Source organism: Cupriavidus necator (genome assembly GCF_013141915.1).
GTDB lineage: Bacteria > Pseudomonadota > Gammaproteobacteria > Burkholderiales > Burkholderiaceae > Cupriavidus > Cupriavidus necator_B.
This window is the reverse complement of record NZ_SROX01000007.1, coordinates 179,097-193,316: the sequence shown is the minus strand read 5'-3', so window position 1 is coordinate 193,316 and position 14,220 is coordinate 179,097. Positions and strand designations below refer to the sequence as shown.

Below are 14,220 nucleotides of genomic sequence, written 5' to 3'. Positions count from 1 at the left end.
GGCGGACGGCGGCGGACGTCAGTAGGCAATTTTCGCCGTCAGGCTGATGCTGCGCGGATCCGCGGGCTGGATGTAGTTTTCGTACTGGAAACCCCAGTAGCGCTTGTTGGTCACGTTGTTCAGCGCGGCGCGCAGGGTCAGGTCCTTGCCGGCGACGCGTGTGCTGTAGCTGGCGCCGAGGTTGAACACCGTGTAGCCGCCGGCGTCGAGCGTATTGCCGGCGTTCAGCTTGGTGCTGCCGGTGTATTTGCCATCGACGCCAAGGCGCAGGCCCGGCACGAACGGCACGCGGTAGCTGACGCGGCCCGCCATGATGAAGCCCGGCGCGCCGGCAACGCGGTTGCCGCTGTTGGCCACGCCCTTGTCGTAGTAAGAATCGAGATACATCGCGCTGGCGCCGAACTCCCATTGCGAGCCCAGGCGGTACACGCCGGCCAGTTCCAGGCCCTGGTAGATCGAGGTGCCATCCTGCTGGCGCGTCGGCACGCCGCCGTTGATGCTGTCGTACTCGGCGCCGCGTTCGATGCGGAAGGCGGCCGCGGTGGCGCTCCATGCGGCCTGGTCGGCCTTGACGCCGATTTCATACTGCTTGCTGCGGATCGGGCTGAGCAGCTGGCGCGCGTTGGTGTAGCCGTCCGGCACGATCGATCCCGGTTCCAGCGCCTCGACATAGCTGGCATAGACCGTGGCCGCGGGCACCGGCTTGAACATCAGCGCCAGCGTCGGCGTGACCACGCCGTTCTTGCTGTAGCTGGAGGTCACCGGCACATAGCCGTTCTGCTCGAAGTTGGTCACGCGCAGGCCGGCCAGCACCGACCAGCGCTGGCTCAGTTGCACGGTATCGCTGGCGAACACCGACTTCTGCGTGATGTCGCTGTTGCGGACCTTGTTGAAGGCGGTCGAGCTGTAATAGGTGTTGGGGTTGGGCGCGAAGATATTGCCGGTGCCGATGAGCGCGCCGAAACCGTTGTTGTCATAGCGGTCGATCTGTTGCTGCCACGACAGGCCGGCCACCAGCTGGTGGCCGAACGGCCCGGTGCGGAACTTGCCTTCCAGCATCGCCTGCCATTGCCCCACCTGCTGGTTTTGCGCGGTGTCGTAGCGCTGGTCGGCGTAGTCGCCGGCCTGGTTCAGCAGGTTGTAGGTGCTTTCGTTGCGGCTGCGATTGACCTTGGTGAAGCTGTAGCTGGTGCTGACCGCCCAGTCCGGATTGATCTGGTAGCGCAGGCCGGTGCTGTACAGCTGCAGGTTGGTGTTCAGGTGCTGGTCGGTGCCGGCGAAGTTGCGGATGCGCCCCGATACCGCGTTCGGCAATGCGGTATCGCCGTAGCTCCACAGGCTGAACGACGGCATCTGTCCGGTGGCGCGGCGGTCCTGGTAGATCGAATCGAAGGTCCAGGTCAGGTCCTTGGTCAGGCGCGCGTCCAGCCCCAGCGACACGCTGTCGCGCCGGATGTTGCGGGCATTGTAGGGCGTGCCTTCCTCGTGCGTCACGTTCAGGCGGTAGCCGAACATGTTGTCCGGGCCGGCGCGCCCGCCCAGGTCGACGTGTTCGCTCCAGACATTGGCGGCGCGATAGCCCAGCTCGAACGACGCGGTGAAGGTATCGGTCGGCTTCTTGGTGACGTAGTTGACGATGCCGCCCGGCGTGGCGAAGCCGTACATGAAGCCAGGCAGGCCCTTGAGCAGCTCAACCTGCTCCATGTGTTCGTACGGCAGCGTGATGCCATACGCCACGAACGGCAGGCCGTTGATCTTGAAGCCGTTCTGCCAGTCGATCTGCAGGCCGCGCACGCTCAGGTAGCTGGACCAGCTGTTGTAGCCGTTGCCGTTGTCGCTGACCGACGCGTCCATGGTGAACACATCGCCGAGCTTGGCCACCTGGCGCTCGGCGAGGTCTTCGCCGGTGACGATGGTGGTGGAGTAAGGCGTGTCCAGTTGCGTGCGTGAGCCGAGCGCGCCGGTGCTGGCCTTTTTCTCAAGCTGCAGGCCGGAGTCGTCCACCGCCGCGGCGCTGACGGTTACCGCCGGCAGCGACGCCGCATCGGCCGGCGCGGGGCTTTGCTGCGCCAGCGCGGCCGTCGCCGGAAAGCCGGCGAGCACGGCAAGTTGCGCCAGCACGGCGAGATGGCGGGGTTTGGGTGCGCGCGCGGGCGCGGCGCGAAGGACATGGCGGCTCATGATGGAACAGCAGAAAACAGGCAGGCCTGTATGTAAATGTCAATACAAATGCGAATAATTCGCATTTAGGAAAATACCGAATGATGCCCATGAGTGAGCTGTGGCGTCAAGGCGGGAGGTCAGGATTTGGGGGTGGAAGCAACGGCTGAGGGCGCTGGTCCCGATGCAATCGCTACCCGGTTGCTGCGCGCGCAGCGCGCTGGGCGACGGGCGAGACGCGCCTGCCCAAGCCGCCGCTGCCGTGAGCGGGCCTTCGCGTCAGAACGTGTACGCCGCCGCGAGATAGGTGAAGTTGGTATTGCGCCCGCCCGCCGTGCGCAGCACCGGCGCCACCTCCACGTGCACCAGCCCGGCGTTGACAGCGACATGGCGGTCCACTTGCCAGAACACGTCGAAGGCGAGTTGGCTGCCCGTGTAGCGCCCGGGCCGGCCCGCGGTGCCGGCGATCGGGACGGAGGTTGCGGTATAGACCGCGTCGCCGGTGGTCTGGCGCCAGATAAAGTCCCACGACACCGTCAGCCGCAGCGTTGCCGTCGGCCGCAGTGTCAGCGAGGGCTGCAGGTCCATCACGTTGGCGGTGCCAAGCAGGCCGGCCTGGTTGAAGTAGGCCAGCTTGGGAAACAGCCCCCCGTAGGTGCCGAGCCGCCCGTCGCCTGGGTCCTTGTCGCCGCTGCCAACGGTGGCTTTTAGGCCTGCCCGTGCCTGCCACGCGGCAACGGCGAAGGCGTAGCCGGTGTCGGTCGAGACACCCCAGGCCCGCAGGTCTTGCCGGCCGAAGCTGCCGAACTGCGCCAGCGCTTCCCAGTCCCAATCCCAGCGGCCGTGGCTGCCGAAGATGCGCCAGCCCATGGAATGGCGGCGCTCCACGCCCGCGCCGATGCTGTACAGCGCGCGGCTGTTCTCGAAGCCCAGGTAATAGAGATCCAGGCCGGATGCCGGCACGATGCTGCGCGGAAGGGTCGTATAGACGCCCCAGAAGCCTTGCGCATGATTGGCATGGTCGTCGAAGTTGCCGGCCTGGAGCAGCACCGGCCGGGTGGCGAAAGCATCGATGCGGGTGTCGTCGGCATTGCCGCCGAGGCGCACGCCATCGAACGCGCGCCGTACGTTGGGGGCGTCGCGCACCGACACCAGCCGCTGCGAACCAAACGCCATCTCTTGACGCCCGATGCGAAGGTTGGGATCGGCCGAAGCCGTGCCAGACAGCGGCAGACGCGCGTCGATGAACGCTTGCTGCAGGTCCAGCCGGTCTTCGTACGGCGGCACCGCGACGTCCTTGCCGGCTGCGAGCTGATTGCCGAGCTGGACGAAGGCGCGCAGGCGCTCGCCGGCATGCAGGTCGGCATGCAGCAGGATGCGATGCAGCAGATAGCCGTCTGCCTCGCGGCCCGGCGTGCCGAAGTTCGCTGCCGAATAGTTCTCGAAGCGTTCGCGGATCTCGCCGCCCAGGCTCAGGAAGGCATTGGGCGGGCCAAGCCCAATGTACTTGACGGGATCCCAGGCATCGCGGCGCGTCGCGTCGGCGCCGGGGCCTTGCAGGTAGCGGTAGTCTTCCTCGTAGCGGAGGGACTTGTAGGCAGGCGCGCCGGCCGGTGCCTGGGCCAGCGCGGCGCCCGATACGGCGAGCAAGGCGAGCGCAAGTGCGCGGATAGGAGCCAATGGCTGCTGCGGCGTAGTCGACATTGCAGGCAGGCCGGCTTGCGCATCGCTACGCGCACCGCCTTCGTCAAGCCAACATAGGCCGTGCGGTCTGGCAACACAACCCGCGCTCGTCTGCTACACCACGTTGCGGCGGCGGTCGGCTTGCGCTTTGGCCGCTAGCGCACGTCCTGCGTCAGCTGATAGGTCATCGAGTAGCTGAAGCGGCTTGCCGGATGCACGCCGGTGGTCACGGCGATGACCTGGTCGCGCAGGAAATACGTGCGCACGATGCGCAGCCCCGCGGCATTGTCTTCGACGTGCAGGCGCCCGGCTTGCGCTTCATTGATCAGCACGCCCTGGAATTCCTGCTCGACGCGGGTCACCTTGATGCCATATTGGCGCTCGATCATCGTATAGACGGGAACGCTCAGCACTTCGCCCAGTTCGGGCAACTGGCTGAAGGCGTGGCTGACATAGATGTCGACCAGCGCAATGGGTTCGCGCTCGGCATCGGCGCCGTAGCGGACTCCGGCAATGTGCAGCCACTCCGCGCCCACGTCGCTGCGCAGCAGGACTGCCTGCTCCGCGTCCGCCCGGATGCGCGTACACGAGGTGGTACGCAGCGTGGTGCCTTTGGCATAGCCAACCAGGTCGGCCGGCGAATCCATGACCTGCATGTAGCGTTCGCGCGGCCGGTCCGCAATCACCCGGGTGCCCACACCGGCCTGGCGGCTCACCATGCCCAGGTCTGACAGTTTCTGGATCGCCTGGCGCACGGCGTAGCGGCTCAGGCTCCATTGCTCGCACAACTCCGCCTCGGTAGGCAGCAACTCGCCGATGCGCGGCCGCCCGTTGACGATCTCCTGCATCAGCGTGCGGGCCAGGTCCAGGTGGCGCGGCGGCGTGCTCGCCAGCGAAGAGGGGTAGGCAACGGTGTCGTTTTCCATGGGCTGCGTAGGCACTGCGTTCCGATGATGGCTTCGCCGAAGTATAGCCCAGCTGGCAGGGTTTCTCCTAATATTAGAATATTCGAACAAAGTCCTATAGTTCGTTCCATCGCGGCGGCGGCTGGTGCGCGTCGGCATCGCCCCGCCTTGCTATCCGGAGATGAACCAGCATGTACCCTATCGACTTCCTGTGGCGGGCCGCCCACCGGCATCCGAACCGCGTGGCCATCATCAGCCCCACGGGCAACCTTTCCTTCCGCGAGCTGGCCGAGGTCGTGCTTGCCCGGGCGGCGGCGCTGACGGCGCTCGATCCCGTGCCGCGGAGCCGGGTCTGCGTCGGCGCGGCGAATACCGTTGACCATCTGCTGGCGATCCTCGCCATCCTGGCGGCCGGCAAGGTGTGGGTGCCGCTGAATCCGCGCAACGGTGATCCGGAACTGCGGCGCATCGTGGACTTTGTCGAGCCATCGCTGGTACTGGCGGATGCCGATATGGCGGCACGCCTTGCGGGCGCGCCGGCCACCCTGCATGCGCTGGCGGTGCTGGCACGGCCGGCAGCCGACACTTCGCGCGTGATGATGGGACCGCGCGCGCGTGCCGGCGTCGACCTGGCCGAGGCGCAGGCGGTCAAGTTCACCGGCGGCACCACCGGCTTCCCCAAGGGCGTGATCCAGCCGCTGCGGGCCTGGAACACCAATATCGCAACCCAGGTCCACGAGCTCGGGCTGACGCCAGACGATCGCTACCTGGTCGCCGCGCCGATCACGCATGGCACCTCGACCTACATGCTGCCGCTGCTCGCGGTGGGCGGGGCGCTGGTCTTCCCGGAGTACGCCAAGGCGCCGGCCTTGCTCGATGCCGCCGAGCGGCATCACGCCACGCTGTTCTTCGCGCCGCCCACGCTGATCATGGCGCTGGCCGAAGAGCAGCGGCGCGCGCCGCGTGCCTTGCGCGCCCTGCGCTACCTGGTCTACGGCGGCGCGCCCATGCGCCCCGAGCAGATCCGCGACGCGCAGTCGGTGTTCGGGCCGGTGGTGTGTACGTCGTTCGGCCAGACCGAGGCGCCGCAGATCATTACGTTCTTGCCGCCCGATGAAATGTCGGGCCACAACCTGGCCTCGGTCGGCCGGCCGTCGCTGCTGACCCGCGTGGCCATCGTCGACAAGGAAGGCCGGCCGCTGCCGCCCGGTGAAGAGGGCGAGATTGCCGTGCGTGGCGACCTGGTCATGAGCGGCTACCTGAAGGCCGAGGTGGAAACCCGCAAGACCCTGGTGGATGGCTGGCTGCGCACCGGCGACGCGGGCGTGCTCGACGAGCGCGGCTATCTGTTCCTGCGCGACCGCCTCCGCGACGTGATCATCACGGGCGGTTTCAACGTCTATCCCAGCGATGTCGAGGTCGTGCTGTCGGCGCACCCGGCGGTGGCCGACTGTTCGGTGGTCGGCGTGCCGGATGCGAAGTGGGGCGAGGCGGTGCATGCGGCGGTGCAGTTGCGCCCGGGCATGTGCGTCGAGACCGACGACCTGATCGCGCTGGTCAAGCGCGAGCTCGGTTCGGTCAAGACTCCCAAGCACGTCCACCTGTTCGAGGCGCTGCCGCGCAGCGCCGTCGGCAAGGTGCTGAAGCCCGCCGTGCGGGACATGATCCTCAACCATCGGAGCTGATGATGCCCAACACGGAAGCCCGGAACGGCGGCAAGGCCGCGGCGCCGGCCACGAAGCTGTGCCGCTACACGGAGCAGGCGGTCTATTACGGCGAAAGCGACCTGGTCGCGGATCTGCTCGGGCGGGCCAGCTTCATCGATGTGTTCATGCAGCAGACCTTCGGCAGGACGCCGTCGCCAGCAGAGCGGCAGATCGTCGAAGCCGTGCTGGTGACGCTGATGGAACACGGCATGACGCCCAGCGCGATTGCCTCGCGCATGATCTACGCCAGCTCGCCGGAGAACCTGCAGGCAGGCGTCGCGGCGGGCCTGCTCGCCGTCGCCAGCCAGTTTGTCGGCACCATGGAGCCGGCCGCGGCGCTGCTCGACCGCATCGTGGCCGCGGGCGAGCAAGGTGCAGCCGAGGCGCAGCGCATTGCCGCCGAATTCCGTTCCAGCCGCCGCGCGGTGCCGGGTTTCGGCCATCACCTGCACCGGCCCGATGATCCGCGCGCGATCGCGCTGCTGCGCCTGGCGCGCGAACTCGGCACCGATGGCCAGCGCTGCGCCGCGCTGGCCTTGCTGGCCACCGAAGTCGACGCTGCCGCGGGACGCCACATCACCATCAACGCCACCGGCGCGATCGCCGCCATCCTTGGCGATATCGGCATTCCGGCGGCGCTGATGCGCGGGTTTGCCGTGCTGAGCCGGACCGCCGGGCTGATCGCGCATATCGCCGAGGAACAGCGAGAGCCCTCTGGCCGCTTTATCTGGAGCCTGGTCGACCACGCCATGACGCAAGCGCCCCCGTCAGCCTGAGCAGAAGCCCGGCGCCACGCCCAACCGCAGGCATCGCGCGCCACCCCGATACGACAAACCGTTGGAGACACTCATGACCCAAGCCACACCCTCGATTCAGCGCCATCACCACATCACGCTAAGCGTCGGCACCGCCCAGGAAGACTATGACTTCCACACCAAGGTGCTATCGCTCAAGAGCGTCAAGAAGACCCTGATCTACGACGGCGGCACGCCTTTCTACCACCTGTATTACGGCAACGATATCGGCGAGGAAAGCACGCTGATCACCTGCTTCCCGGTGGCGCATTTTGGCCGCAAGGGCACGCGCGGCACGGGCCAGATCGGCAGCCTTGCCCTGTCGGTGCCGGTGTCCGCAATCCCGTTCTGGGACAAGCGCCTGCGCGACCATGGCTTCGAGGTCCGCCGCTCCGAGCGCTTCGGCGAGCCGGTGCTGGCGTTCGCGCATCCGTGCGGCATCGAGTACGAACTGATCGGCATTGCCGACGACGCGCGCCAGCCATACTCGAACGGCGAGGTCCCGGCCGAGCTGGCGATCCGCGGCCTGCACACCATTGCGGTGAACGTGCGCGAAATGGAGTCGTCGCAGGAGTTCATGGACGCGGGCTGGTCGGCGCGCGAAGTGGCCCGCGACGGCAAATACGCGCGCTTTGCCTTCGGCGACGGCGGTTCCGGCAAGTTCGTCGACTATGCGCTGGAAACCGCCATGCCGCAGGCGAGCTGGACCTATGGCTCCGGCACGGTCCACCACTGCGCGTTCCAGGTCGAGGACCATGCGGCCCAGGACTACTTCAAGCGCAGGCTCGAAGGGCTGGGCTTTACCGATACCTCGGAACGCAAGGACCGCGGCTACTTCGAATCGATCTACGTGCGCACCCCCAGCGGGGCGCTGTTCGAGGCCACGGTGTCCAAGCCCCAGGCCTTCCTGATCGACGAGCCCTACGAGACGCTCGGCGCCGAGGTGCAGGTCGCGCCGCAGTTCGCCAGCCAGCGCGACAGCATCCTGCGGTCGTTGGAAGCGCTGAAGTACTGAACCGAGCAGAGGGCGGCGCACGGTGCCGCCGCCCTCCCGCACACCCGCACACCCGATAAGGCCAGCATCCATGTCTGAACCCAACCCACATCTGCGCGCACCAGTGGCCGTCTTTGGTGCGCCTGCGCGGGAGGCCACCATGGCGGCCATCCTGGTGCATGGCCGCGGCCAGTCTCCAGCCTTGATGAAGCAGATGGTGGTCGAGCGCTGCGGGCGGCCCGACATCGCCTGGTTTGCGCCGGCGGCGGCCGACAGCAGCTGGTATCCCGAGCGCTTCATCGAGCCGCTTGAACGGAACGAACCGCGGCTGTCGCAGGCGCTGGAGCGGCTCGAGGTGTTGTCGCGCGAACTGCTTGCACTGGGCTTTCCGTACGCATCGCAGGTGTTGATCGGCTTCTCGCAAGGCGCCTGCCTGTGCACCGAGTTCGTGTGGCGCCAGGACCGGCGCTACGGCGCGCTGCTGGCGTTCACGGGCGGCCTGATCGGCCCACCCGGCATGCCCAGGCCGGTCATGCCCCAGCACCTGCGCGACATGCCGGTGCTGTTGTCGACCTGCGAAGCCGACCCGCATGTGCCGCTGGACAGCGTGCAGGACTCGGCCCGCTGGTTTCGTGCCGCGGGCGCCGACGTCAGGCTGGTGGTCGAGCCGGGTTGCGACCATGCCATCCGCGATACCGAACTGACCTTTGCCCAGGCCGCGTTGACGCTTTGCGCGCCGCAAGCCGATTGATACTGGAGCTGTGAGCATGGAGCCGTTTGTCCACGAAACCCGCGCCGCGCGCGTCGTCTTTGGCCCCGGGTCACGCCGCCTGCTGCCGCGGGAACTGGAACAACTGGGGATCCGGCGCGCGCTGGTCCTGACCACGCCGGAACAAGCCGCGCTCGGCGAGCAGGTTGCCGCGCTGCTGGGCGACCGCTCGGTCGGCGTCTACAGCAAGGCGGTGATGCACGTCCCCGCCGAAGTCGCGCGCGCAGCGATGGCGACCGTCGCGCAGCTTGGCGTGGACGGGTGCATCGCGGTGGGGGGCGGCTCCACCGTCGGCCTGGCCAAGGCCATTGCGCTGGAATCGGCGCTGCCGATCGTGGCCTTGCCGACCACCTATGCCGGCTCCGAGATGACGCCGCTGTATGGCATCACGGAGGCGGCGCACAAAAAGACCGGCAGGGACTGGCGCGTGGCCCCGCGGGCGGTGGTCTATGACCCCGAACTGACCCTGACCTTGCCGCCCGGGCTCACCATGACCAGCGGCATGAACGCCATGGCGCATGCCGCCGAGGCGCTGTACGCCCCTGATGGCAACCCGGTGTTCAGCCTGATGGCGGAAGAGGGGATCCGGGCCCTGGCCACGGTCCTGCCGCGCCTGCGCGACGCGCCACAGGATCTGCAGGCGCGCGGCGAAGCGCTCTACGGCGCGTGGTTGTGCGGCACCGTGCTCGGCAACCTGCAGATGGGCGTGCACCACAAGCTTTGCCACACGCTGGGCGGCAGCTTCAACCTGCCACACGCCGAAGTGCACACGGTCATGCTGCCTTACGCACTGGCCTACAACGCCGCGCTGGTGCCGCACGCCATGGCGCGCATCGCGCGCGCGCTCGGGCGAGAGGCCGCGCCGGCGGGGATGCGGCAGCTGGGCGAGGGCCTCGGCGTGCCACGCTCGCTGCGGGAAATCGGCATGCCCGAGGAAGGGCTCGACCGCGCGGCCGACCTGGTCGTGGCGGGCGCGTATCCGAACCCCCGCCCGATCGAGCGCGCGGCGATCCGCGCGCTGCTGCAGCGCGCCTACCACGGCGCGACGCCTGGCTGAACCCTGAGGACCCGACCGGAAGCATCACCATGTCATACATCGTTCGTGCCTATTTCCGTCCCGGCGTCGCGGCATCGCGGCTAAAGCTGCGGCCGGACCATATCCGCCATGTCATGTCGGCACTGCCCGGCATCGTGTGCGCGGGCGCGCTGTGCGGCGAAGACCAGCTTCCGCGCGGCTTGTTCCTGGTCCTCGACTGCCAGCGGCGGCAGCAGGCCGAGGCCTTCATTGCCGATGAGCCCTACCACCGCGCCGGCTTGCTGGAGCGCGTCGAGGTGGAACGCCTGATCCAGTTCGCCCCGCATCCGAACCCGCGCATCCTGCATGAGGAGCTGGAACGGGCAGTGGATGCGGCAAGCCGCGCCACCGCCGGCTGAGACCGCGACCGCCGGCGCCGCGGGACCGGCGCCATCACCATCACCATTCATAAAACTAGCGAGATGGCGGTGCCTCGCCGGCACCGCACTTCCGCAGGAGACAACATGTACAAGCCATCCATCGCGCCGGTAGCCGTACCGGCGCCTGATACCGCCTAGCCTGCTGCCGCCGGCAGGCCATCGCCCCAAGTCAAACCCAAGCCATGCAGCGCCACCCTGCGGGGTGGCCTGCGCCTGAAGCAAGTGTGCTGCACGCCGGCAGGGCGCCGCTCGTCCCGCGCCCGGCCTGCATGCCGCTTGCCGGGACGCGGTCCCGTCGAAGTTGTCACGATGAAGTCTTCAATCATGGAACGAATCAAACGCCTCCTCCTCTCCGGCATGCCGCTCGCCATTATCGGCGGGTTGCTGTATGCGGGCCTTTTCGTCAAGCCCAAGCCGGCCGGCGGTGCCGTGGCACAGCCGCTTATCGAGCGTGGCGACGCCTTCTATGGTCTCGCCACACTGCCCGATGGCGGCCTCTGGGCGGCCGGCTCCCACGGCAAGATCCTCTTCAGCGCCGACGCCGGCACCAGCTGGCGCCAGCAGGCGGCACCCGGCCGCGAAACCCTGCAGGACATTGCCGCGTGGGACAGCCGGCGCGCGGTCGCGGTCGGCAACGACGGCGTGGTCCTGGCTACCGACGATGCCGGGCAAACCTGGCGCGCCGCGCAAACCCCCAAGTCGGCCTTCAGCAACAAGCTGATGCGTGTGCAGGTCAGCCAGGACGGCAGCGCCTGGGCGGTGGGCAGTGGCGGTGCGCTGCTGCGCTCGACCGATTACGGCAAAAGGTGGCAGTCCGTGGCACAGCACGAGGACACCGCGTGGAACGGAATCGATTTCCAGGGCCGACGCGGCTGCGTGGTCGGCGAGTTCGGCCGCATCCGCACCTCTGCCGACGGGGGCGCGAGCTGGACCAGCGTCGCCAGCCCCGTAAAGCACAGCCTGATGTCGGTGCGCTTCAACGACGCCGGCCAGGCCGTGGCGGTCGGGTTGCGCGGCACCGTGCTGGCCAGCGACGACGGCGGCAGCACATGGAAGGCCGCGGCGCCGGCGACCGATGAAGACTTGTTCGACGTGACGTGGGATGGCAAGCGGTGGGTTGCCGTGGGCGACAAGGGCATCGTGCTGGTTCACGAAGGAACTGGCAGCGCGGTCGGCAACTGGCGACCGGCGCGCATCGCTGCCGATGATCGCGGCTGGTACACGAGGGTGCGCGCGCAGCACGGCAATTACTACGTTGCCGGCTCACGCCTGGCCGCCACCGCGGCTGGCGCCCTGTAACCCGCGCAGCAAGGATTGGAGAGAGACATGAAAAAGACACTGGGAAGCGGGCTCGAACGCCTGGTCGAGTCCTGCATGGAGCGAAGGGCCTGGGTGGCGGGAATCTTTTTTCTCGTGACCGCACTGATGCTGGCGGTGGCGACAAAGGTGGAGGTCAGGACGGTATTTGAAGACCTGCTGCCGCGCAGCCACCCCTATATCCAGGTGCATGAGCAGTACAAGCATGCGTTCGGCGGATCGAACGTGGTCAGCATCGTGCTGGAAGCCGAGCGCGGCGACATCTTCAACACGCCGTTCCTGAACAAGGTCAAGCAGGTCACGACGGCGTTGCAGCAGGTCGATGGCGCCAACCAGTTCCAGATCGTCTCGCTGGCCTCGCGCAAGCTTAAGGAAATCCGCGGCTCGACCGAGGCGATCGACTCGAACCCGCTGATGTGGCCCGACGTGCCGCAAGACCAGGCCGGCATCGACAAGCTGAAGCAGGCCGTGCTGAACAACCCGCTGGTCTATGGCGCCTATGTGTCGCGCGACCTCGGGTCGGCGCTGGTGACGGTCGATTTCTATGAGAACGCGGCCGACTACAACAAGATCTTCCCGCAGGTGATGTCGATTGCCGAGGCGGCGCGCGGCGACGGGGTGCGCGTACGCGTGACCGGCGAGCCGATCCTGTACGGCTGGATCAAGCACTTCCTGCCCGAGACCCTGCAGATCTTCCTGGTAACCATCGGCTGCCTGGTACTGCTGCTGTTCCTGATCGCGCGGACCTGGCGCGGCACGCTGCTGCCGCTGCTGGCGGGCGTCAGCAGTGCCGCCTGGGCGCTGGGCACGGCGCGACTGCTCGGCTTTAACCTGGATCCGCTGGTGATCGTCATCGCATTCCTGATCACCGCGCGGGCGATCTCGCACGCGGTGCAACTGGTGTCGCGCTTCGACGAGGAACTTGCCGCGGGAGCGCTGACCACGCGCGCGGCAGCGAAGGCGAGCATGCTGCAGCTGTTCAAGCCCGGCATGCTGGGCGTGGTGGCCGACGCCGGTTGCATGATCGTGGTGGTGCTGACCCCGATCCCGCTGATGCACAAGGTCTCGATCATCGGCACGGTATGGGTCATGACCATTGCGGTCAGCGCCTGCGTCATGACCCCGGTGCTGCTGTCGTGGGTGCGCTACCCGCGCGGCTACGCGCACGGGCTGGATCTTGGCCCTTGCCTGGATCGCATTCTCGCTCTTTGCGTGCATACCGCCACCACGCGCTGGCGCTACGCGGTGCTGGTCGCCACCGTCGCCGTGTTCGGCGTGTCGGCGTGGTACGCCGCGCGCATCCAGGTCGGCGATGCGCAGCCCGGTTCGCCGATCCTCTGGCCGGACTCTGCCTATAACCGCGACGCCGCCGCGATCAATCGCCAGTTCCAGGGGGCCGACCGTCTCTATGCGGTGTTTTCCGGCAACCGGCCCAATGCGGTCAAGGAACCGCAGGTGCTGGAGAGCATGGCGGGAATGCAGCGCTATATGGCCGCGCAGCCGGAAATCGGCGGCAGTGTGTCCATTGCCGACGTCGTGCCGATGGTGCGGCGGGTCCTTAACGAGAACAACCCGCGCTACCTCGAGCCCGGACGTACCGCGCAGGAGAACGGCGAGTTGATGTACATGTTCGTGTCGGGCTCCGATCCGGGCGACATGGCCCGCTTCACCGACAGCCAGTCCCGCGACGCCTCGGTGACGTTCTTCTTTCGTGATCACCGCGGCGACAGCATCCGCACGGCGATGGCCCGGCTCAAGGCATACGTCGAGGCGCATCCGCTGGCCGAGGGCACCTACCGCCTCGCCGGCGGCCTGGTCGGCGTGCTGGCGGCGGTCAACGAGGTCATCCTGGCTGGCCAGATCGAAAGCATCGCGCTGGCCTTGCTGGTGCTGGTGGTGTGCTGCGCGGTGGCATACCGCTCGATGACGGCCGGCATCTTCTTCATGGTGCCGGTGATCCTGTCCAACACCATCACCTTCAGCTACATGGCATGGAAGGGCATCGGCATGAACCTGAGCACGCTGCCGGTGGCCGCGCTCGGGATCGGCCTGGGCGTCGACTATGCGTTCTACATCGTGGACGGCATCAAGGAAAAGCTGGCCGAGGGCAAGGACCTGACGGCGGCAACCGTTGCTTCGCTGCACGGCGCGGGGCGCGGCGTGATGGTGACGGCGCTGACGCTGACCACCAGCGTGGTGCTGTGGTGCGCCTCGTCGCTGAGGTTCCAGGCCGACATGGGCGTGCTGATGGCGATCTGGCTGTTCGTGTCCGCGCTCAGCGCGCTGTTCATCATGCCGGCGATGGTCCTGGTGTTCCGGCCGGCATTCATTGTCAGGGCCGGGGCCAGGCAGGCACCGGAGCGCGTTGCGGAGCTTGCGCTCGCGCTTCCGGAAGCGCAGACCCCGCTTCGATAAACACAACAAGACTGATACTGGC

Annotated in this window: 11 protein-coding genes; 8 read left to right on the top strand and 3 right to left on the bottom strand. The window is 67.5% G+C overall.

Translation table 11 applies throughout. The features are described 5' to 3' along the window. Window positions 1-18: 18 nt before the first annotated feature. The 3 genes from E5S69_RS15520 to E5S69_RS15510 all read right to left on the bottom strand — a co-directional run bounded on the left by E5S69_RS15520 (window position 19) and on the right by E5S69_RS15510 (window position 4,769). Window positions 19-2,181: a TonB-dependent siderophore receptor gene (locus E5S69_RS15520; protein WP_171515533.1), complete on the bottom strand. Its 2,163-nt coding sequence runs from the start codon at window positions 2,179-2,181 to the stop codon at window positions 19-21. Window positions 2,182-2,439: 258 nt separating this feature from the next. Then, on the bottom strand, window positions 2,440-3,840 hold the full coding sequence (locus E5S69_RS15515) for an alginate export family protein (protein ID WP_236901351.1): 1,401 nt from the start codon (window positions 3,838-3,840) through the stop codon (window positions 2,440-2,442). A gap of 158 nt (window positions 3,841-3,998) precedes the next feature. Next, window positions 3,999-4,769, bottom strand: a complete 771-nt coding sequence (locus E5S69_RS15510) for a GntR family transcriptional regulator (RefSeq protein ID WP_171515531.1) — start codon at window positions 4,767-4,769, stop codon at window positions 3,999-4,001. A gap of 170 nt (window positions 4,770-4,939) precedes the next feature. Here E5S69_RS15510 and E5S69_RS15505 point away from each other — a divergent pair, with 170 nt between their 5' ends. The 8 genes from E5S69_RS15505 to E5S69_RS15470 all read left to right on the top strand — a co-directional run bounded on the left by E5S69_RS15505 (window position 4,940) and on the right by E5S69_RS15470 (window position 14,198). Then, on the top strand, window positions 4,940-6,433 hold the full coding sequence (locus E5S69_RS15505; protein ID WP_171515530.1) for a class I adenylate-forming enzyme family protein: 1,494 nt from the start codon (window positions 4,940-4,942) through the stop codon (window positions 6,431-6,433). After that, window positions 6,433-7,230 carry a citryl-CoA lyase gene (locus E5S69_RS15500; protein ID WP_423766640.1) on the top strand — a complete coding sequence of 266 codons (798 nt, stop codon included), beginning with the start codon at window positions 6,433-6,435 and terminating at the stop codon, window positions 7,228-7,230. The genes E5S69_RS15505 and E5S69_RS15500 overlap by 1 nt, the downstream gene beginning before the upstream one ends. Before the next feature lie 73 nt (window positions 7,231-7,303). Continuing rightward, the gene (locus tag E5S69_RS15495; protein WP_171515529.1) at window positions 7,304-8,263 is read left to right on the top strand and encodes a VOC family protein; all 960 of its coding nucleotides are present in this window, start codon (window positions 7,304-7,306) and stop codon (window positions 8,261-8,263) included. 70 nt (window positions 8,264-8,333) lie between these two features. Beyond that, window positions 8,334-8,993, top strand: a complete 660-nt coding sequence (locus E5S69_RS15490) for an alpha/beta hydrolase (protein WP_171515528.1) — start codon at window positions 8,334-8,336, stop codon at window positions 8,991-8,993. A 16-nt stretch (window positions 8,994-9,009) separates the two neighbouring features. Beyond that, complete coding sequence (locus E5S69_RS15485) at window positions 9,010-10,068, top strand: maleylacetate reductase (protein WP_171515527.1); 1,059 nt, start codon at window positions 9,010-9,012, stop codon at window positions 10,066-10,068. A 29-nt stretch (window positions 10,069-10,097) separates the two neighbouring features. Beyond that, complete coding sequence (locus tag E5S69_RS15480; RefSeq protein WP_171515526.1) at window positions 10,098-10,445, top strand: YciI family protein; 348 nt, start codon at window positions 10,098-10,100, stop codon at window positions 10,443-10,445. Window positions 10,446-10,790: 345 nt separating this feature from the next. Beyond that, window positions 10,791-11,765: a WD40/YVTN/BNR-like repeat-containing protein gene (locus E5S69_RS15475; protein WP_171515525.1), complete on the top strand. Its 975-nt coding sequence runs from the start codon at window positions 10,791-10,793 to the stop codon at window positions 11,763-11,765. 27 nt (window positions 11,766-11,792) lie between these two features. Continuing rightward, window positions 11,793-14,198, top strand: a complete 2,406-nt coding sequence (locus tag E5S69_RS15470; protein WP_171515524.1) for an efflux RND transporter permease subunit — start codon at window positions 11,793-11,795, stop codon at window positions 14,196-14,198. Window positions 14,199-14,220 lie beyond the last annotated feature (22 nt).

Bases quoted from the DNA above. Each gene is read 5' to 3' on its own strand.
- E5S69_RS15495 (WP_171515529.1), top strand. From the start codon at position 7,304: ATGACCCAAGCCACACCCTCGATTCAGCGCCATCACCACATCACGCTA.
- E5S69_RS15490 (WP_171515528.1), top strand. From the start codon at position 8,334: ATGTCTGAACCCAACCCACATCTGCGCGCACCAGTGGCCGTCTTTGGT.
- E5S69_RS15510 (WP_171515531.1), bottom strand. From the start codon at position 4,769: ATGGAAAACGACACCGTTGCCTACCCCTCTTCGCTGGCGAGCACGCCG.
- E5S69_RS15500 (WP_423766640.1), top strand. From the start codon at position 6,433: ATGATGCCCAACACGGAAGCCCGGAACGGCGGCAAGGCCGCGGCGCCG.
- E5S69_RS15470 (WP_171515524.1), top strand. From the start codon at position 11,793: ATGAAAAAGACACTGGGAAGCGGGCTCGAACGCCTGGTCGAGTCCTGC.
- E5S69_RS15520 (WP_171515533.1), bottom strand. From the start codon at position 2,181: ATGAGCCGCCATGTCCTTCGCGCCGCGCCCGCGCGCGCACCCAAACCC.
- E5S69_RS15480 (WP_171515526.1), top strand. From the start codon at position 10,098: ATGTCATACATCGTTCGTGCCTATTTCCGTCCCGGCGTCGCGGCATCG.
- E5S69_RS15475 (WP_171515525.1), top strand. From the start codon at position 10,791: ATGGAACGAATCAAACGCCTCCTCCTCTCCGGCATGCCGCTCGCCATT.
- E5S69_RS15505 (WP_171515530.1), top strand. From the start codon at position 4,940: ATGTACCCTATCGACTTCCTGTGGCGGGCCGCCCACCGGCATCCGAAC.
- E5S69_RS15485 (WP_171515527.1), top strand. From the start codon at position 9,010: ATGGAGCCGTTTGTCCACGAAACCCGCGCCGCGCGCGTCGTCTTTGGC.